We start from the raw sequence: 18,957 nt of genomic DNA, 5'->3' as shown, positions 1-18,957 counted from the left end.
GCATGGGCCGGTCCGCCGGGCGGCGCCACCCCCGTACGGGGGTGGACCTCGGTCCCGGCCCGCGACATGCTGGTGACGTGCCCGAAACAGCCGACCTGTCCGCCACGCTGAGCCGCGTCCGGCGGGTCACCGGGCTGCCGGTCGCGTTCGGCGGGACGGTGGCGCCGGACGGCCGGGCCATGCGGCTGACCGACCTCGCCGGCACGGTCACCCTCGCGTTGCACGGGCTGGTGGTGAGCGCCGGGAACGGGCTCGGCGGGCGGGTGCTCAGCACCGCGCGGCCGGGCCGGGTCGAGGACTACGCCGCCGACCCACGGATCAGCCACGAGTACGACAAACCGGTCACCACCGAGGGGTTGCGGGCGATCGCCGCGGTGCCGGTCATGGTCGGCGGCTCGGTCCTGGCGGTGCTGTACGCCGGGACCCGCGAACCGCTGGCCGTCGGCACCCGCACGCTGGAGGCGATGAGCCAGGTGGCGGCACGCGTGGGCACCGAGCTGACCGTACGCCGGGAAGTGGAGCGCCGGATCGCCGAGCTGGAGACGACCGCCGCGCTGACCCGCGCCTCGCCGGCGGCCCCGGAGTGGGAGGACGTCCGGCAGGCGCACGCCGACCTGCGCTCGATCGCCCATGAGGTGAGCGATCCGGCGCTGCGGGACCGGTTGCAGGAGGTGTGTGAGTTGCTCTCCCGGTGCGGCGGGGCGGCCCGGGCGCCCAATCCGTTGTCGCCGCGCGAGCTGGACGTGCTGGCGATGGTGGCGGTCGGGTGCGGCAACGCGGAGGCGGCCCGGCGGCTCGGGCTGCTGCCGGAGACGGTGAAGAGCTATCTGCGCAACACGATGCGCAAGCTGGGGACGCACGGCCGGATGGAGACCGTGGTGACCGCGCGGCGGCTCGGCTTCCTGCCGTAGCCGGTCCCGCCCGCGGACCGAGCGACCCCGCGCAAGCTGAGCGGCGACAGGGGTTTCGGGGAGGTCCTATGGTCACCACTGTGAAGAGACCGACGATCGCCGATATCGCCCGGGAAGCCGGCGTTTCCAAAGGCGCCGTCTCCTACGCGCTCAACGACCGTCCCGGTGTCTCCGACGAGACCCGTGCGCGCATCCTCGCCATCGCCGATCGCCTCGGTTTCCGGGCCAGTGCCGCCGCCCGTGCCCTCGCCGGCGCTCCCGCCAAGGTTGTCGGGCTGGCCCTGCGCCGCCCCGCCAGCACCCTCGGCGTGGAGCCCTTTTTCATGGAGCTTGTCAGCGGGCTCGAGGCCGAGCTTTCGACCCGCTCCTACGCCCTTCTCCTGCAGATGGTTCCCGACGACGACCCGGCTGCCGAGATCGAGGTCTACCGGCAGTGGTGGATCGAGGGGCGGGTCGACGGGGTGCTGCTCTGTGATGTTCGTGGCGATGATCCGCGGGTGCCGGCCGTTGCCGACATCGGGCTGCCCGCCGTTGTGGTCGGGCCGCCCGTTGCCGGTGGGTTGGTGCCGAGCCTGTGGTCCGACGATGCCGTCTCCGTCAACGAGGCGGTTGAGCATCTTGGCGGGCTCGGGCATCGGCGGATCGCGCGGGTGGCCGGGATTCCCGAGCTGGCGCATACCGCCGCGCGCAGCCGGGCCTTTGCCGCGGCCTGCGAGCGGTTGGGCGTCACCGAGGTGACCACGGTTTCGACGGACTACACCGGTGAGGCCGGCGCGCGGGCGACCCGGGAGTTGCTGGGTGCCCGGCCGCGGCCGACCGCCATCGTCTACGACAACGACATCATGGCTATCGCGGGGCTGGCCACGGCCCAGGAGCTGGGTTTCGCCGTGCCGCAGGAGCTGTCCGTCATCGCCTGGGACGACTCGCCGATCTGCGGGCTGGTGCATCCGCCGCTCACCGCGCTGACCCGCGACATCGTCGCCTACGGCGCGAACGCCGCGCGGCTGTTGCTGGCCGTCATCGCGGGTGAGCCGGTGGAGAGCCGGCTTGACGAGCCCGCCCATCTGGTGGCCCGCGCGAGCACCGCGGCCCCGCCCGCCGACAGCCGAGACGGCCCGCAATAGCTCAGACCCAGGCGTCCGGCCGGGGAGGCGACGCCGGGCCCAGTCGGTGACCGGCGGGCCGAACACGGTCACCGATGTGGCGGGCCGGCTGTGCTTCGCCGTACCTCCAGCCGCCCCGGGGCCGCTCGCACCGGCCCGCGCACCTCCCCGTCCAACGCCGCGAACAGCTGCGCCGCCGCCAATCCCCCGTACGCCGCGATATCCCGGCTGATCACCGTCAGGGGCGGGCCCACGACCTGGCACAGCGGCGAGTCCTCGCAGGCCACCACCGACAGGTCCGCCGGCACCGTCAGCCCCAGTTCGCCCGCCACCCCCAGCCCCGCGACCGCCATCACGTCGTTGTCGTACACGATCGCGGTCGGCCGGCGCGGGGTTCGCAGCAGCTCGCGGGTCGCCTGCGCCCCCGCTTGCCCGGTGTAGTCGGCCCGGACGATCGTCAGCTCCATGCCCCGTTCCGCGCACCGGCGGGCCATCGTCTCGTCGCGGATCGTGGTGTGCACCATGCCGGCCGGGCCGCTGACCCGGGCCACCCGGACGTGCCCCAGCCCCGCCAGGTGCTCGACCAGTTCCCGGGTCCAGCCGCGGTCGTCGCTCCACGCGCCGGGCAGGCCGTCGTCCGGGGTGCTGGCGATCAGGGCGGCCGGCAGGCCCAGCCGGCGGACCTCCGCGATCCGGGGGTCGTCCGGCCGGGGGTCGCAGATCAGCACCCCGTCGACCCGGCGTTCGGCGCTCCAGCGGCGGTGCACCTGCGCCTCTTCCGCCAGGTCGGCCACGAGTTGCAGGGCCAGGCCGTAGCCGCGGCCGGCCAGTTCCGCCTGGATGCCGGCCATCAGCCGGCGGCGGAACACCTCCACAGTCAGCGCCGCCGACGAGCGCAGCAGCACCAGGCCGATCGCGTGGGCCGCCGCGCCGTGCAGGGCCAGCGCCGGGCCGTTCGCGCGGTAGTCGAGCTCGCGGGCGATCGTCAGGATGCGCCGGCGCAGGTCCGCGGAGACTCCGGGACGGCCGTTGAGGGCGTACGAGACCGCGATCCGGGACACCCCGGCACGCCGGGCGATGTCGGCCATCGTCGCTGCGCGCACGGCTTAGCGTAAACCCAGGTCCTATGCTCCAGCCATGATGCGCGTCGTGGTGCTGCCGGACGGGGTACGGGTCGTCGAGGCGAAGACCCCGGATCTCGGGCCTGGTGAGGCCCAGCTCCGGATGGTGGTCGCCGGCGTCTGCGGCTCGGACACGCACGCCCTGCGCGGCCGGCATCCGAACGTGCACCCGCCGTACGCGCCGGGGCACGAGGTGGTCGGCGTCGTCACGGCGGTCGCCCCGGACGTCACCGCGGTGCGGGCCGGGCAGCGGGTCACCGTGGAGCCGGACCTGCCCTGCTGGGAGTGCAAGCAGTGCGTGGCCGGCCGGCAGAACCTCTGCGAGCAGCTCGGCTTCTTCGGGTGCGGCTCGGAGCAGGGTGGCATGGCGGAGGCGTTCACCATCAACGCCCGGCGGCTGCACGTCGTGCCGGACGAGCTGGATGATCCGACCGCGGCGCTGATCGAGCCGGTGTCGACGCCGGTGCACGCGATCCGGCTGGCCGGCGGTGTGCGCGACCGGGCGGTGGCCGTTCTCGGGGTGGGCACGATCGGGCTGCTGACGCTCAAGGTGGCGCGGGCGCAGGGCGCCCGGCGCATCGTCGTGACCGCCCGGTCGGCACGCAGCCGGGCGCGGGCGCTGGCGTTCGGCGCGGACGCGGCGGTGGACGCTACGGCCCCGGACGCGGCGGATCAGGTACGCGCGGAGCTGGGCGAGAGTGCCGACGTGGTCTTCGACTGTGTGGCCGAGCAGTCGACGGTGACCCAGGCGCTGGCGATCGCCGACAAGGGCGGCACCGTCGTGGTGGTCGGCGTGCCGGCCGGCGACGTCACAGTGCCGCTGGCGCTGCTCCAGGACAGCCAGCTCCGGATCCAGGGCAGCGCGACGTACCTGCCGGAGGATTACGCGGACGCGATGGTGTTGCTGCGCGACGGCGTGGTCACGGCGGCGGACTTCGTGACGGCGATCCGGCCGTTGAACGAGGCTGCCGCGGCCTTCGCGGATGCGGAGAGCGGCGACCACATCAAAGTCCTGCTGGCGCCCCGCTGAGGTCCTGTGGTGGGGTGGCGGCATGACGGACTACGACATCGTCGTCGTGGGCAGTGGGTTCGGTGGGAGTGTCACCGCTCTGCGGCTGACCGAGAAGGGTTACCGGGTCGGCGTGCTCGAGGCCGGCCGGCGCTTCACCCCCGAGACGCTGCCCAGGACGTCCTGGGATCTGCGGGCCTTCCTCTGGGCGCCCGCGCTCGGCCTGCGCGGCATGCAGCGGATCACGCTGCTCAAGGACATCATGGTGCTCTCCGCGGCCGGGGTGGGCGGCGGCTCGCTGGTCTACGCGAACACGCTCTACCAGCCGCCGGCCGCGTTCTTCGCCGACCCGCGCTGGGCCGGGATCACCGACTGGGCCCGCGAGCTGGAGCCGCACTACGCCCAGGCCACCAGGATGCTCGGGGTCACCGTGCAGCCGTCGATGACGCCGTCCGACGAGGTGATCCAGGCCGTCGCGCAGGACATGGGGGTGGGCGGCACGTTCCGGCGTACGCCGGTCGGGGTGTTCTTCGGTGAGCCCGGCAAGACCGTGCCGGACCCCTACTTCGGCGGGGCCGGGCCGGCGCGGACCGGGTGCATCGAGTGCGGCGACTGCATGATCGGTTGCCGGTACGGGGCGAAGAACCGCCTCGACCTCAACTACCTGTATCTCGCCGAGCGGGCCGGCGCGGTGGTGCACCCGGACACCACGGTCTCCGCGCTGCGGCCCGTCGCCGACGGCTGGGAGCTGACCACCTCGCAGGGCACGTTCACCGCGCGGGAGGTCGTGCTGTCGGCCGGGGCGCTCGGCACCCAGCGGCTGCTGCACGCGATGAAGGACACCGGGGTGCTGCCACGGCTCTCCGACCGGCTCGGCGCGCTGACCCGGACCAACTCCGAGGCGCTGCTCGGCGCGCAGACTGTCGCCGTACCGGAAAAGCCCTTCTCCCGGGGTGTCGCGATCACCTCGAGCTTCCACCCGGACGCCGAGACCCACATCGAGCCGGTCCGGTACGGGCCCGGCAGCAACGCGATGGGCCTGCTCACCACGCTGCTCGTGGACGGCGGGGGCCGGGTGCCGCGGCCGGTCCGCTTCCTCGGCCAGGCGCTGCGCCATCCCGTCCTGCTGCTGCGGTCGCTGTCCAAGCGGCGGTGGAGCGACCGGACGATCATCGCGCTGGTCATGCAGACCGTGGACAACTCCCTGACGGTGCGGCGCACCCGGCGCGGCCGGCTCACCACCGGCCCCGGCCACGGCCCGGTCAACCCGACCTGGATCCCGGTCGGTCACGAGGCGGTACGCCGGATGGCCGCCAAGATCGGTGGACACCCGGGCGGCTCGGTGGGCGACGTCTTCGACATCCCGATGACCGCGCACATCCTCGGCGGCGTGACGATCGGCGCCTCGGCCGAGTCCGGCGTGGTCGACTCCTACCAGCGGGTGTACGGCTACCTGGGCCTGCACGTGGTGGACGGCTCGGTGATCCCGGCGAACCTCGGCGTGAACCCGTCGCTGACCATCACCGCGCTGGCCGAGCGGGCCCTGTCGCTGTGGCCCAACAAGGGCGAGACCGACCCGCGACCGGCCCTGGACGCCCCCTACGAGCCGGTCGAGCCGGTGGCACCGCACTCCCCCGCGGTCCCGGCGCACGCACCGGCCGCGTTGCGGATCACGCCGGTCCCCCGGCCGGGAACGCCGGCCGCACCGAGCTGAGCAGCCCGCCCGCGCCGTGCCGGACTTCCAGGCCGAGTGAGCCGGGAACGCCGGCCGCACCGGGCTGAGCAGCCCGTGCCGTGCTGTGCCGGGACGCCAGGCCGAGCGGGCCGGGAACGCCGGCCGCCCCGCCGCCGGGTTGATCGGCGACGGGGCGGGGCTTGCTGTGAAGCGGGTGGGGGTCAGGCCCGGGCGCAGGCCGTACCGTTGAGGGTGAAGGCGGAGGGGGTGGCGAAGCTGCCGCTGTAGCTGCCCTGGAAGCCGAACGAGGTGCTGCCGCCGGCCGGGATGCTGCCGTTGTGCGCGACGTTGCGGGCGGTCAGTGCGCCGCTGCTGCCCGACAGCGTGGTGTTCCACGAGCTGGTCACGGCCTGCCCGGCGGGGAGCGTGAAGCCGAGCGTCCAGCCGTTGAGGGCGGTGCTGCCGGTGTTGGCCACGGTCACGTTCGCCACGAAGCCGTTGCCCCACGAGTCCGCGGCGTAGGTGACCCGGCAGGCCGAGGAACCGGTCGGCGGGGTCGTCGGCGGCGTGGTGGGCGGGGTCGTGGGCGGGGTGGTCGTGCCGCCGCCGTTGACCGCGGCCGAGAAGCTCGTGACGGCCAGCCCGGTGCCGCCGATCCATGGCTCGAAGCCGGCCTGGATGCTGGTCAGGTACCAGGCGCTGGTGATCGCGCCGCGGTTCTTCACGTCGTTGATGAAGTCCAGCACGCTGAAGTTCCAGCTGCTGATCGCCGACGGCGCGACGTACGAGATGACGTTGTTGGAGCCGTTGCTGCCCTGCCAGACCTGCCAGCTGCGGCCGCCGATGGTGGTGCTGCCCACGACCGAGCCGATCGGCTGGATCGAGCCCTGCCGGTTGAACCAGATCATGATTTCCATCGCGCTGACGCCGTCTTTCTTCGGCGTCGGGTCCAGCCAGATGTCGTACGCGGCGTCATAGGTGGCGCCGGAGACGTAGGAGTAGCTGATGCTGCTGGTGGCGCTGCTGATCGAGCTCACCTGCATCGGCAGGTTCGTGCCCGGCGAGCAGTTCGTGTAATGGCATCCGACGTAGATGGCCGGGTACGACACCGGGGCGCCGCTGGTGTTGCCGACGCCCTGCTGACTGGTGATGGCGAATCCACTGCTGGTCACATTGATGCACTGTTGGGCGGAGGTGCCCCAACGGTTGTTCATCACCGTGTAGCGGCCGCCGATCGTGGTGGAGCCGTACTGCTCGCAGATCTGCGTGTCCGCTTGGGCCGGGCCGGCGACCACGAAGGTGGTGATCGAGCCGGCAGCGAGCAGGGCGACCGCCGTGACGGCGCGGATGACACGTCTCATGACTGCTCCTGGAGGTGGGGGATCCCCGGGGAAGGGACTGTGGGAGCGCTCCCACGCAACGTACAACACATTGACAGGCGTGAGAAGTGTTACCACCAAGTTTCCGGGAAGTTGTGGCCGGCCCGGCGCCCGGACGGCGGTCGCGGCGGCTCGCCGCGGCCGGCCCGATCCGGAGAATGCAGCGGATGATCTGCGCGACATGCAGCGCGGACAATTTGCACTGACCGACACCGGCGGACAGAATGAATACGCAGGAATTCTCATAGACAATGGCACCGTCCCCGGGAGCAACCACATCATGGCCAAGCAGGTAATTACCCTTCTGACCGATGACCTCGACGGCGGCGAGGCCGACCGGACCGTCGAGTTCGGACTCGACGGTGTGAACTACACGATCGACCTGTCGGAGAAGAACGCCGGCAAGCTGCGTAAGGCGCTGGACCCGTACCTGTCGGTGGCGACCCGGGTCGGCCGCTCCGGCGCCGACGTCCGCTCCGCCCGGCGCGGCACCGCCCCGGCGACCACCGGCCGGGCCAGCCGTGACCAGAATCAGGCCATTCGCGAGTGGGCGGGCAAGAACGGCTACGAGGTGTCCGAGCGTGGCCGCATCCCGAGCTCCATCGTCGAGGCGTACCACAGCAAGCGATAGATTCTTCGCCGCACGAAATCGGCGCCGCCCGCGGGCGGCGCCGATTTGTGCTTAAGGACGGTTAAGGCGTTATCCAGCCGGGCACGCCGAGCAGCTTGTCCAGGCGCACCGGCAGGTCACGGACCCGGACACCGGTGGCGTGCCAGACAGCGTGCACGATCGCCGCGGGCGAGCCGATGCCCTTGCTCCCCATCGGGTTGAGGCCCGGGTCGTGCCCGTCGAGCCAGGCCGCGTCGATCAACTCCACGTCCGCGCGCGCCGCCACGTGGTTCTCGGCCAGGCGTGGTTGACGTAGTCGCCGGAGACCCGGACCTCGGTGGTGTCGTGGACCGCCTCGTCCCCGCCGGAGCTGCGCAACTCGCGGCGGTCGCCGGTGACCGCCCAGCCCAGGACGCGCTGCCGGCCGAGCCGCCCGCGACCGAGGCCATCGGCAGCGTGCCACCGTGACCGGTGCGGCCGCGAACCCCGCCGCCAGGTCGCCCGAGGAGGTGGTGGCCGGGAACGACGGGTTCACCGTCTCCGGGTCCGCGGTGAGCGGCGCGTCGTGCAGCTCCTCGGTGATCTCCAGCCGGATCGCCTGCGCCGCCGGCCGGGCCGCCTGCGCGTCGTGCGTCAGGACATCGAGCAGCAGAACCGCCCGGCTCAAGGCACCGCTCGGGCCTGGCGGCCCGCCCAGCGCGGGCCTTCACCCCCCGGCCTGCAGGCCCGAGCACTGGCCCGCATCCCGGTAGCCGCACGGCAAGCCGTCGTGGTCCAGGAAGCCCTGCCGCATCGGGTGCGGCTCGTCCACGGTGTCGAGGCCCTCGACGGTGGTGACCTTCTTGGCGCCGGTCAGGGCGGATCCCGTCGGCGCCCTCCCATCCCGGGCTGCGGGTGCAGGCGGTGCACGCCGACGACGTGATTGCCGGGGCGCCTGCGCGGGGTGCTGCGCGGCCGGCTGCCCGGTTCCGGCAACCCCTACTGAGCCGACGCCACCGGCCCGGGCGCGTGGGGCAGCCCGGGCCTGGTGGAACCTGATGCGTCGGATCAGTGGCCGTTACCGCCACCGATCCCCACGGTCACCCAACCGCCGTGACCGCCGTGACCGCCGTGACCGCCATGACCGCCATGACCGCCATGACCGCCGTGACCGCCGTGACCGCCGTGACCGTGCCAGTTGCCGTGCCCGCGGTGGCTGTGGCAGTAACGGCGGCGGCTGTCGCCGTTGTCCCGCCGGGCACTCCATTGGTCACCGTCGTCGTCCCAGTCCCAGTCGTTCCAGTCGTGACCATTGGTCCAGTGGCAGTGCCAGCGATAGCTGTCGCCGCTCGAGCCGCTGACGGCAGCCGATGCGGGACTCGCCAGGGTGAGGCCAGTGCCGGTCGCGAGGAGCATGCCGGCAATGAGAAGGGCCGGACGTCGCATGACTTGTCCTTTCAGGGTGGGGTGGTGGACTCCTGAAAGCCTTTCGCGTCCGGCGCCACATTTCAGATATTTCGCATAAATATAGAATGCAGCGAAAAACTCTGACGTTCCCGCGATCGAGCCGCGCGGTCAGGCCGCGGCCAGGGGAAGCGGATTCCGCAGCCAGGCCAGCGCTTCGGTGGCGTCCAGCGGCTCGGAGTAGTAGTAGCCCTGCCCCAGCGGGCAACCCAGCTGGGCCAGGATCATCCGGTGGCCGGCGTCCTCGATGCCCTCGGCGACCACGGTGAGCTGGAGCGTCCGGGCCAGGCTCACGATGCCCGCGACCAGCGCGAGCTGCTGTTCGCTGCCGAGCATGTCGTCGATGAAGGTCTTGTCGATCTTCAGGACGTCGATCGGCCGCTGGCGCAGGTAGCCCAGCGACGAGTAGCCGGTGCCGAAGTCGTCGATCGCGATCTTCACGCCGAGTTCCTGGAGCACGGCCAGATCCGCCCAGATCTGCTCGTCGTCGCCCATCAGCAGGGTCTCGGTGATCTCCAGCATCAGCGCCCGGGCGGGCACGCCGGCGTACTCCAGCGAGGCCTTGACCTGCTCGACGAAGCCGGACTGGCGGAACTGCCGGACCGAGACGTTGACGCTGACGTACGGCTGCCGCGCGCGCGGCAGGATGCGCCGCCACTGCGCCACGGTGTGCAGCGCCTGGTCGAGCACCCAGCGGCCCATCGGCACGATCAGCCCGCTCTCCTCGGCCACCTCGATGAACTCGTCCGGCGCGATCACCCCGCGCTGCGGGTGGTGCCAGCGCACCAGCGCCTCGAAGCCGACCGCCTCGTCGGTCTCCAGGTCGACGATCGGCTGGTACTGCAGCAGGAAGTGGCCCTCGTTGACCGCGTGGTCCAGCGCCGAGCGCAGTTCCAGCCGCTCCACCATCGCGCTGTGCAGGTGCGACTGGTAGCGCCGCCACTGGTTCTTGCCGGCGCCCTTGGCCACGTACAGGGCCAGGTCCGCCTGGCGCAGCAGTGCGTCGGCGGTGTCCGCCTCCGGGGTCGTGGTGATGCCGATGCTCGCCACGGCCTGCAGCGGCCCGCCGTCGATGATGATCGGCTCGGCCAGCGCGGCGAGGATCCGGGAGGCGGTCTCCTCGACCGCACCCGGGTCCTGCACGTTCTCGACCAGCGCGGCGAACTCGTCGCCGCCGAGCCGGGCGGCCGTGTCGTCGGCCCGCAGCGCGCCGGCGATCCGCCCGGCCACCGCGATCAGCAGCTGGTCGCCGGTGGCATGGCCGAGGGTGTCGTTGACGATCTTGAAGTCGTCCAGGTCGATGAAGAGCACGCCGACCACCGAGCCGTCGCGGGCGCCGCGGGCCAGCGCGTGCTGGAGCCGGTCGGCGAAGAGAACCCGGTTGGCGAGCCCGGTCAGCGAGTCATGGAACGCCTGGTGGGTGAGCTCCCGTTCGAGCTGGCGGCGCTCGGTCACGTCGCGCAGCGTCACGACCAGCCCGGCGACGGTGTGGTCGGCGCGCAGGTCCCGGCAGTGCATCTCCAGCATGACCTCGGTGCGGCGCCGCCCGACGGCCCGGAAGTCCAGCCCCTCCTGCGGGCCCTCGCCACCGCGGACGGCGGCCAGCACGCCGGCGAGCCGGAGCCGGTCGCCGGGGTGGATGAGGTCGGGCAGGGACGTGCCCACCGGGTCGCCGCCCAGCACGTGTCCCGCCGACGGGCTGGCGTAGCGGACCCGGTCCTCCTCGTCGACGATCAGGATGACGTCCGAGGTGTTCTGCACCAGCGTGCGGAAGTACGCCTCGCTGTTGCGCCGGGTCACCTCCTGACTGAGCGCGATCCGCTCCAGGGCCAGGGCGACCTGGGTGGCCAGCACCTCGAGGGCCCGCTGCAGGCCGAGCAGCGCCCAGGTCGGCCCGCCCACGTGCAGCACGCCGACCAGCGGGTCGCCGGTGGGACGGTCCTGGAGCACCAGCGGGCAGCGCAGCACCATGTTGAACTGGGTCAGCCGCACCGCGACCGCCCAGTCGACGTCGCGGGTGGCGACCAGGCGGGCGGCCGTACCGGTGGCGCGGTCGACGTCGGACTGGGCCGCGGCCTCGGGTGAGACCGGCGCCTCCGGCTCGGTGATGGCCATCGCGAGCACCACGCGGTGCGGCAGGTCGGCGGGGAGCAGCTGGGCCACGGCGGTCCGGACAGCGTTGCCGACCTCGTCGGCGTCGGCGGCGGAGACCAGCGCGGCCGAGGCCTCGCGCAGGCCGCGCTCGCGGGCCAGGGCCTGCCGGTGGCTCGCCATGACGCCGGCCATCCGGGCCAGCACCAGCAGGAACGTGCACGCGCTCAGGGCGGCGACCACCTCCAGGTCGGGCACCTCGCCGGCGGTGCTGACCTGGAGGATCAGCACGGCCGGGGCGACCAGCGAGGCCAGCGCCAGCAGGGCGAGCCGGACCCGGCCGAGCTCGGCCAGCGGGGTGGCCACCGGGCGGGTCAGCGTGGCCATCGACGCGCTCAGCGCGGCCAGGCCGACGGCCGCGTACAGCGGGATCCGGCCGAAGGTGTGCAGGAAGCCGACGTCGTCGCGGAGCGGGACGAGGCTGCCGCCCACGTCCGACAGCAGCAGGGCGAGCACGCCCACGGTCAGCCAGCCGACCGCCGGCAGCCGGCCGGAGGCGGTCAGCAGCAGGGTCAGCACGGCGAGGCAGAGCAGGTCGCCGACCGGGAAGGCCACCGCGACCCACTGCTCGGTGGTGGACAGCTCGGTGTCCCGCAGGTTCGGGCCGATCACGAACGTCCAGGCCAGCAGGGCGACGCCGGAGGTCAGGGTGAGCGCGTCGAGCAGGCTGCCGCGGTCGCGGCGGCCACCGGTACGCAGCCGGATGAACCAGTAGAGCACCAGCGCCAGCAGCGGGTAGCCGATGAGCAGCAGGGCGGTGCCGACCGTGGGCAGGTCGGCGTACCTGGAACCGGACACGTCGGCGGCCGTGCCGGCCACCGAGAGCACGACCACGACCGTGAGCAGCTGCCACGGTCCGCGCCGGGCCGGGTCGTGCCGGCGCATGCCGAGGACCACGGCCAGCACCGCGGAGCCGCCGGCGAGCACGCTGACCGGCTGCTGCCAGCCCGGCTGCGACGCGAACGCGACGCCGAGGGCGGCCATCCAGATGCCGAAGAGGGCGGTCGTCAGCCTGGTCGGCATGCTCCTCCTCCGCGGGCTGTAGGGCCGGACGCTGCCCTGATCGGTACCGCGCCGGAGCAACTGAGCAGAATCGGTACGTGTCCACCGACTTCGTCCGCGCCAACACACGGCTCGCGCCCGTGCCGTTCCTCCCCGAACTGGTGCTTTACCAGGCCGAGGAGCCGATCGAACTGTGGGAACGCACCGAGGCGGCGGGCGCCGAGCAGCCACCGCCGTTCTGGGCGTTCGCCTGGGCCGGCGGCCAGGCCCTGGCCCGGCACGTGCTGGACCAGCCGGAGCTGGTCAGCGGGCGGGCGGTGCTGGACCTGGCGACCGGCTCGGGCCTGGTGGCGGTGGCCGCGGCGCGGGCCGGGGCGCGCGTCGTCACGGCCAACGACATCGATCCGCTCTCTCTGGCCGCCGCCGAGGCGAACGCGGCGGCCAACGGCGTACCGGTCCGGCTCGTCGAGGGCGACCTGCTGGCCGGCGGGTTCCCGGAGGCCGACGTGATCCTGGCCGGCGACGTCTTCTACAGCCGCGAGATGGCCGGGCAGGTGCTGCCGTTCCTCCGCCGGGCCGCCGGCCGGGGCGCGTTGGTGCTGGTCGGGGATCCGGGACGGGCCTATCTGCCGATCGACGGGATGATCCACCGGGCCACCTACGAGGTGCCGGTGCTGGAGTCCCTGGAGTCGGTGCCGGTCCGGCGCACCAGCGTCTGGCAGGTGGATTTTACCGCGCGGTAATCGCAGATTGTTCAACAACTCTTGTGTGATCGTTGAACAATCCCTACCGTCAGGGGTGCCTCCCATCGAACCAACCCGATCGAAGGAGTGCCCGTGACGACCCAGACGACCCAGCCGACGACCCTCGCCCGGACCCGCCGCACCGCCCTGATCGGCGCCATCTTCCTGATGGCCACCAGCGCCATCGGACCCGGCTTCATCACCCAGACCACCACCTTCACGGCGAAGCTGGGCGCCGCCTTCGCGTTCGGCATCCTGATGTCGATCCTCGTGGACTTCGTCGTCCAGATGAACATCTGGCGGATCATCTCGGTCAGCGGCAAGCGGGCGCACGAGCTCGCCAACGCCGTCGTCCCCGGCGCGGGCTACCTGCTCGCGGCCCTGGTCGTGCTCGGCGGCCTGGTCTTCAACATCGGCAACGTGGCCGGCTCGGGCCTGGGCCTGAACGCCGCGCTGGGCCTGGACCCGAAGCTGGGCGGCCTGTGCAGCGCGCTCGTCGCGATCTCGATCTTCCTGGTCCGGCGGGCCGGGATGGCGATGGACCGGCTGCTCATCGGGCTCGGCGTCCTGATGATTGTGCTGACCGTGTACGTCGCGATCGTCTCCGGTCCGCCGGTCGGCGAGGCGCTGCGGCAGACGGTGCTGCCGGACACCGTCGACTTCGCGGCGATCACCACGATCATCGGCGGCACGGTCGGTGGCTACATCACCTACTCCGGCGCGCACCGGCTGCTGGACAGCGGCACCACCGGCCCGGAACACGCCCGCGAGGTCACCCGGGGCGCGCTGACCGGCATCGCGGTCACCGGGCTCATGCGTTTTGTGCTCTTCCTGGCGGTGCTCGGCGTGGTCAGCGGCGGGGTCGTGCTCAACACCAAGGGCAACGCCACCGCGCAGGCGTTCGAGTCGGCGGCCGGCGAGTTCGGGCTGCGGGCGTTCGGCGTGATCCTCTGGGCGGCGGCGATCACCTCGGTGGTGGGTGCGGCGTTCACCTCGGTGTCGTTCTTCGACGCGTTCTCCCGGCGCTTCACCGAGCGGCGCGCCCGGGACTGGGCGACGGTCGCGTTCATCGCGGTCACCACGGTGATCTTCCTGCTGATCGGCACGGCGCCCTCGGCCCTGCTGGTCTTCGCGGGCGGGTTCAACGGGCTGATCCTGCCGATCGGGTTCACCATTCTGCTGTACGCCGCGTGGCGCCGGCGGGAGCTGCTGCGGGGGTACGCGTACCCGGCCTGGCTGCTCGTGCTCGGCGTGCTGGTCGCGGCGCTGACCTGGTACATGGGCATCACCTCGGCCCGCACGATCTTCGAATACCTGGCCGGCTGATCTTTCCACCGGGCCCGGGCGGGGCGTGCCGCACTCTCTCGGCAGCCCCGCCCGCGGCAGCCGATCGACCCGACGCAAGGAGTCTCGACATGGACCTCAACAGCGACCTCGGCGAGGGCTTCGGCACCTGGCAGCTCGGCGACGACGAGGCGATGCTCGACGTGGTCAGCAGCGCCAACGTCGCGTGCGGGTTCCACGCCGGCGACCCGCGGACCCTGCTGGCCACCTGTGAGAGCGCGGTCGCCAAGGGTGTGGTCATCGGCGCGCAGGTCGGCTATCAGGACCTGGCCGGCTTCGGCCGCCGCTTCATCGACTACGACAGCGCGGACCTGGTCGCGGACCTGATCTACCAGCTCGGCGCGCTGGACGGGCTGGCCCGGGCGGCCGGCGACCGGGTGCTCTACGTCAAGCCGCACGGCGCGCTCTACAACGCCGTCGTGCACCACGAGCAGCAGGCCGCCGCCGTGGTCGACGCCGTCCGCCGGTACGACCCGGACCTGCCCGTCATGGGCCTGCCCGGCTCGGCGCTGCTGCACCTGGCCGAGGAGGCCGGGCTGGCCACCGTCCGCGAGGCCTTCGCCGACCGCGGCTACCACCCGGACGGCACGCTGGTCTCCCGGCGCGAGCCCGGGGCGCTGCTGCACGACCCCGCCGAGGTGGCCGAGCGGATGCTGCGGCTGGTCACCGACCGCACGCTGGTCACGGTCGACGGCACGGTGATCAAGGTGGAGGCCGACTCGATCTGCGTGCACGGCGACTCCCCCGGCGCGGTCGCGATGGCCCGCGCGGTGCACGCCGCCCTGGCCGGCGCCGGCGTGCCGATCAGCGCGTTCGCCGGGGCCGGCTCGTGATGTCGGCCGCCGGGCTGCGGGAGAGCTTCCGGGCCGGGCTGGTGCGCCCGACCGCCGGGCTGGCCCCCGGCCTGGCCCAGGCCAACCTGATCGCGGTGCCCCGCGACTGGGCCTGGGACATGCTGCTGTACGCCCAGCGCAACCCGAAGCCATGCCCGGTGCTGGACGTGGGCGACCCGGGTTCGCCGCACACGGAACTGGCCGGCGGCGCGGACCTGCGCACCGATCTGCCGCTGTACCGGATCTGGCGGGACGGCCGGCTGATCGCGGAGGTCCCGGACGCCACCGCCGCCTGGCGCGACGACCTGGTGGCGTTCCTGATCGGGTGCAGCTTCAGCTTCGAGGCATCGCTGATCGCCGCCGGCATCGACGTCCGGCACATCTCCACCGGCCGCAACGTGCCGATGTTCCGCACCTCCCGGGCCTGCCGCCCGGCCGGGCGGCTGCGCGGCGAGCTCGTCGTCTCGATGCGGCCGATCCCGGCGGACCGGGTCGCCGACGCGGTGACCGTCAGCGCCCGGTTCCCCGCCGTGCACGGCGCCCCGGTGCACGTCGGCGACCCGGCCGGGCTGGGCATCACCGACCTGGGCAGCCCCGACTTCGGCGACCCGGTGGAGATCCGGGCCGGCGAGGTGCCGGTCTTCTGGGCGTGCGGCGTCACGCCCCAGGCCGCCGTGATGGCATCCCAGGTGCCGTACGCGATCACCCACGCGCCCGGCCACATGTTCGTGACCGACGTCCCCGACACGGAATATGAGCGATGACGAGATTTCTCCGCTGCGGCCGGGAGGCGCTGCTGGTCGAGGTCGACGACCTCGACCAGGCGCTGGCCCTCTACGCCGCGCTGCGGACGGCGGACCTGCCCGGCGTGGTGGACCTGGTGCCCGCGGCCCGGACCGTGCTGATCCGGCTCGACCCGGCCGTCACGTCCCCGGCGGCGGTCGAGAAGGCCACGGCCGGGCTGCACGTCGACGGGTCCCGTCGCGCCGGCCTGGGCTCGGTGGAGATCCCGGTGCGGTACGACGGCCCGGACCTCACCGAGGTGGCCCGGCGCACCGGGCTGAGCCCGGACGAGGTGGTCACGTTGCACACCGGTTCCCGGTGGACGGTGGCCTTCGCCGGCTTCGCCCCCGGCTTCGGCTACCTGACCGGCGGCGACCCGCGCCTCGACGTGCCCCGGCGGGACTCGCCGCGGACCCGGATCCCGGCCGGCTCGGTCGGCCTGGCGGGCCGCTTCTCCGGCGTGTATCCCAACGACAGCCCGGGCGGCTGGCAGCTGATCGGCAACACCTCGGCCCGGATGTGGGACCTGGACCGCCCGGAGCCGGCGCTGCTGGTGCCGGGCATCGAAGTGATCTTCAAGGCGGTGGACCGATGACGATGACGATCCTGCGGACCGGGCCGCTGACCGTGCTGAAGGACGAGGGCCGGCCCGGGCACGCCGGTCAGGGGGTGGCGCCGTCCGGGGCGGTGGACCGGAGCGCGTACGCCCGGGCGAACGCGCTGGCCGGCAACCCGCGCGGGACGGCGGCGCTGGAGTGCACGCTGGGCGGCCTGCGGGTCCGCTGCGACGTGCCGGCGACCCTCGTGCTGACCGGCACCGACGCGGTGCTCACAGTGGACGGCGTGCGGACCGCGGTGGAGCAGGTCGTCGAGGTCCCGGCCGGGGCGGTGGTCGCGGTGACCGTGCCGCGGCGCGGGCTGCGCAGCTATCTCGCGGTCCGCGGTGGCTTCGCCGTGCCGGCGGTGCTGGGCTCGCGGTCCACCGACCAGCTCGCCGGGATGGGCCCGCCCCGGCCGGCGGTCGGCGACACTCTGCCGATCGGCCCCCCGCCCGCGGCCGGCGACCCCGTGGAGCCGCCACCGGGCGTGCCGGACGACGCGCCCCTCGAAGTTGATCTCGGACCCCGGGACGACTGGTTCACCGCCGCCGCGATCGAGACGTTGCTGAGCGCGGAGTTCACCGTCTCGCCCGCCAGCGACTCGGTCGGGCTGCGGCTGGCCGGCCCGGTGCTGGCCCGCGCGCGGACCGAGGAACTGCCCAGCGAGGGTGTGGTCCGCGGCGCGGTGCAGGTGCCGCCGGACGGGCACCCGATCATCTTCCAGGCCGATCACCCGGTCACCGGCGGCTATCCGGTGATCGCCGTGCTGACCCCGGCCGCCGCCGACCGCGCCGCGCAGGCCCGGCCGGGTGCCCGGCTGCGGTTCGCGGTGGCTCCCGCCTGACCGCTCCGCCGCCCCGGCTGATTGACTGACCAGGTGACCACGGTGGAGAAGGCCGGTTCCGCGGCCCGGGCGGTCGAGCAGCTGCGCAGCTCGATGATCAACGGTGAGCTGGCGCCGGGCACCCGGCTCGCGGAGTCGTCGCTCACCGGCCCGCTCGGCGTCTCCCGCAACACCCTGCGCGAGGCGTTCTCGACGCTGGTCGAGGAGGGCCTGCTGGTCCGCCACCCACACCGGGGCGTGTTCGTGGCGACCCTGACCTCGGCGCAGATCGCGGACATCTACCGGGTCCGGGTGCTGCTGGAGTGCACCGCCCTGGCGCAGGCGCCGACCGACCCGCCGCGGGCCGAGGGCATGCGGGCGGCGGTCGACGAGGCGAAACGCGGCATCGCGGCGGGTGACTGGCGCGCCGTCGGCACGGCCAACATGCACTTCCACGAGCAGATCGTGGCGCTGGCCGGCAGCCCCCGGCTGGACGGCTGGATGCGCCAGCTGACGGCCGAGCTGCGGCTCGCCTTCGTGGCAGCCCCCAACATCGAGGCGCTGCACCGGCCGTTCGTGGCGATGAACGACGAGATCGCCGCGAGCTACGAGGCGGGCAAGGCGCAGGAGGCCGCGGCGGTGCTGCGGGACTACCTGCTGACCTCGGAACGCGTCGTCCTGGGCCACCTGCCCTAACGGGCCGGCAACAGGTCACGCAGGCCGAACCCGTCAGCCACCAGCACGTCCGGCTCCGGCAGCCCCGTCGGGTCCTCGCGATCGGTGCGCGGCGACCGCATCAGGATCGCCGCGGCGGCCTCGGCGCGCCGGGCGCACACCACGTCGCGTTGGCGGCTGTCGCCGACGAACCAGCACTTCTCCGTCGGCACGCCCAGCTCCCGGGTGGCCCGCCAGATCATCTCCGGGTTGGGTTTCCGGACGCCCGCCTCGTCGCTGTAGATCTGCACGGCGAACAGGCCACCCACCCCGGCCCTGGCGAGGAAGTCGCGGTGCGCCGCCCCGCACAACGTGTTGCTGACGACCGCCATCGGCAGCTCCGCCGCGCGGGCCGCCCGCAGCGCCTCCGGGATGCCCGGCCGCAGCGCCCACGTCGACCGCCACGTCGCCTCGTACGCGAGCTCGGTGGCGTGCAGCCGGACCGCCTCCTGCGCCGGGGCCGGCCAGCCGGTCGTGACGAAGCGCCGCCAGTAGTCCGCGTGACTCAGCTCGTCGGGATGGTCCTCGTCGCGCCAGGCGCCGTACGCGGCGTGGCCGGCGGTCAGCGACCTGTTGATCTCGCCCGGCGACAGCGCCCCGCCGGTCACGTTGAACAGCCGCAGCACCAGCTCGGGCGGCGCGGGCTCCGGCGCGGGGGCGTCGGCCAGCACCCCACCGAAGTCGAGCAGCAGGGCGGCGGGGAAGGTCAGCATG

At 73.1% G+C, this 18,957-nt stretch carries 18 protein-coding genes; 12 read left to right on the top strand and 6 right to left on the bottom strand.

Features of this window, described 5'->3' with window-relative positions; translation table 11 throughout:
• Window positions 1-77: 77 nt before the first annotated feature.
• Window positions 78-911 carry a LuxR C-terminal-related transcriptional regulator gene (locus ACIBQZ_RS23870; protein ID WP_396090971.1) on the top strand — a complete coding sequence of 278 codons (834 nt, stop codon included), beginning with the start codon at window positions 78-80 and terminating at the stop codon, window positions 909-911.
• Window positions 912-979: 68 nt separating this feature from the next.
• Complete coding sequence (locus ACIBQZ_RS23865) at window positions 980-2,035, top strand: LacI family DNA-binding transcriptional regulator (protein ID WP_396090970.1); 1,056 nt, start codon at window positions 980-982, stop codon at window positions 2,033-2,035.
• Between the two features lie 68 nt (window positions 2,036-2,103).
• Here ACIBQZ_RS23865 and ACIBQZ_RS23860 read toward each other — a convergent pair whose 3' ends face one another.
• A complete protein-coding gene (locus ACIBQZ_RS23860) occupies window positions 2,104-3,117 on the bottom strand; it encodes a LacI family DNA-binding transcriptional regulator (RefSeq protein WP_396090969.1) in 1,014 nt (337 codons plus the stop codon).
• 34 nt (window positions 3,118-3,151) lie between these two features.
• Here ACIBQZ_RS23860 and ACIBQZ_RS23855 point away from each other — a divergent pair, with 34 nt between their 5' ends.
• A complete protein-coding gene (locus ACIBQZ_RS23855; RefSeq protein ID WP_396090968.1) occupies window positions 3,152-4,165 on the top strand; it encodes a zinc-binding dehydrogenase in 1,014 nt (337 codons plus the stop codon).
• A gap of 22 nt (window positions 4,166-4,187) precedes the next feature.
• Window positions 4,188-5,858 (top strand): FAD-dependent oxidoreductase, encoded by a 1,671-nt coding sequence (locus ACIBQZ_RS23850; protein WP_396090967.1) that lies wholly within the window; start codon window positions 4,188-4,190, stop codon window positions 5,856-5,858.
• A 182-nt stretch (window positions 5,859-6,040) separates the two neighbouring features.
• On the opposite strand, the gene ACIBQZ_RS23845 is transcribed toward ACIBQZ_RS23850, so the two are convergent.
• On the bottom strand, window positions 6,041-7,180 hold the full coding sequence (locus tag ACIBQZ_RS23845) for a cellulose binding domain-containing protein (RefSeq protein ID WP_396090966.1): 1,140 nt from the start codon (window positions 7,178-7,180) through the stop codon (window positions 6,041-6,043).
• Between the two features lie 298 nt (window positions 7,181-7,478).
• On the opposite strand from ACIBQZ_RS23845, the gene ACIBQZ_RS23840 reads away from it, so the two are divergent.
• Window positions 7,479-7,829: an Lsr2 family protein gene (locus ACIBQZ_RS23840; protein ID WP_396091120.1), complete on the top strand. Its 351-nt coding sequence runs from the start codon at window positions 7,479-7,481 to the stop codon at window positions 7,827-7,829.
• A 61-nt stretch (window positions 7,830-7,890) separates the two neighbouring features.
• On the opposite strand, the gene ACIBQZ_RS23835 is transcribed toward ACIBQZ_RS23840, so the two are convergent.
• The 3 genes from ACIBQZ_RS23835 to ACIBQZ_RS23825 all read right to left on the bottom strand — a co-directional run bounded on the left by ACIBQZ_RS23835 (window position 7,891) and on the right by ACIBQZ_RS23825 (window position 12,425).
• The gene (locus ACIBQZ_RS23835) at window positions 7,891-8,475 is read right to left on the bottom strand and encodes a hypothetical protein (RefSeq protein WP_396090965.1); all 585 of its coding nucleotides are present in this window, start codon (window positions 8,473-8,475) and stop codon (window positions 7,891-7,893) included.
• Window positions 8,476-8,855: 380 nt separating this feature from the next.
• Window positions 8,856-9,233: a hypothetical protein gene (locus tag ACIBQZ_RS23830; RefSeq protein ID WP_396090964.1), complete on the bottom strand. Its 378-nt coding sequence runs from the start codon at window positions 9,231-9,233 to the stop codon at window positions 8,856-8,858.
• A 129-nt stretch (window positions 9,234-9,362) separates the two neighbouring features.
• A complete protein-coding gene (locus ACIBQZ_RS23825; protein WP_396090963.1) occupies window positions 9,363-12,425 on the bottom strand; it encodes a putative bifunctional diguanylate cyclase/phosphodiesterase in 3,063 nt (1,020 codons plus the stop codon).
• 77 nt (window positions 12,426-12,502) lie between these two features.
• Between ACIBQZ_RS23825 and ACIBQZ_RS23820 the strand changes: the two genes are divergently transcribed.
• The 7 genes from ACIBQZ_RS23820 to ACIBQZ_RS23790 all read left to right on the top strand — a co-directional run bounded on the left by ACIBQZ_RS23820 (window position 12,503) and on the right by ACIBQZ_RS23790 (window position 18,225).
• Window positions 12,503-13,147: a class I SAM-dependent methyltransferase gene (locus ACIBQZ_RS23820; protein WP_396090962.1), complete on the top strand. Its 645-nt coding sequence runs from the start codon at window positions 12,503-12,505 to the stop codon at window positions 13,145-13,147.
• A 93-nt stretch (window positions 13,148-13,240) separates the two neighbouring features.
• Entirely contained in the window at window positions 13,241-14,473 is a 1,233-nt protein-coding gene (locus tag ACIBQZ_RS23815; RefSeq protein ID WP_396090961.1) for an NRAMP family divalent metal transporter, read from the top strand.
• An 89-nt stretch (window positions 14,474-14,562) separates the two neighbouring features.
• Entirely contained in the window at window positions 14,563-15,324 is a 762-nt protein-coding gene (locus ACIBQZ_RS23810; protein ID WP_396090960.1) for a LamB/YcsF family protein, read from the top strand.
• On the top strand, window positions 15,324-16,088 hold the full coding sequence (locus ACIBQZ_RS23805) for a putative hydro-lyase (protein WP_396091119.1): 765 nt from the start codon (window positions 15,324-15,326) through the stop codon (window positions 16,086-16,088). Before ACIBQZ_RS23810 ends, ACIBQZ_RS23805 begins: the two co-directional genes overlap by 1 nt.
• Window positions 16,085-16,702, top strand: a complete 618-nt coding sequence (locus ACIBQZ_RS23800) for an allophanate hydrolase subunit 1 (RefSeq protein ID WP_396090959.1) — start codon at window positions 16,085-16,087, stop codon at window positions 16,700-16,702. The genes ACIBQZ_RS23805 and ACIBQZ_RS23800 overlap by 4 nt, the downstream gene beginning before the upstream one ends.
• Window positions 16,699-17,550: a biotin-dependent carboxyltransferase family protein gene (locus ACIBQZ_RS23795; RefSeq protein ID WP_396090958.1), complete on the top strand. Its 852-nt coding sequence runs from the start codon at window positions 16,699-16,701 to the stop codon at window positions 17,548-17,550. Before ACIBQZ_RS23800 ends, ACIBQZ_RS23795 begins: the two co-directional genes overlap by 4 nt.
• Before the next feature lie 33 nt (window positions 17,551-17,583).
• Window positions 17,584-18,225 carry a GntR family transcriptional regulator gene (locus ACIBQZ_RS23790; RefSeq protein ID WP_396090957.1) on the top strand — a complete coding sequence of 214 codons (642 nt, stop codon included), beginning with the start codon at window positions 17,584-17,586 and terminating at the stop codon, window positions 18,223-18,225.
• Here the strand turns inward: ACIBQZ_RS23790 and ACIBQZ_RS23785 are convergent.
• Window positions 18,222-18,956, bottom strand: a complete 735-nt coding sequence (locus tag ACIBQZ_RS23785; RefSeq protein ID WP_396090956.1) for an HAD-IA family hydrolase — start codon at window positions 18,954-18,956, stop codon at window positions 18,222-18,224. The two genes, ACIBQZ_RS23790 and ACIBQZ_RS23785, sit on opposite strands and share 4 nt — an antisense overlap.
• Window position 18,957 lies beyond the last annotated feature (1 nt).

Origin of the sequence: Actinoplanes sp. NPDC049599 (assembly GCF_044465625.1) — a bacterium.
GTDB lineage: Bacteria > Actinomycetota > Actinomycetes > Mycobacteriales > Micromonosporaceae > Actinoplanes.
The sequence above is the reverse complement of the archived record's forward strand: the minus strand, read 5'-3'. Positions and strand labels throughout refer to the sequence as shown.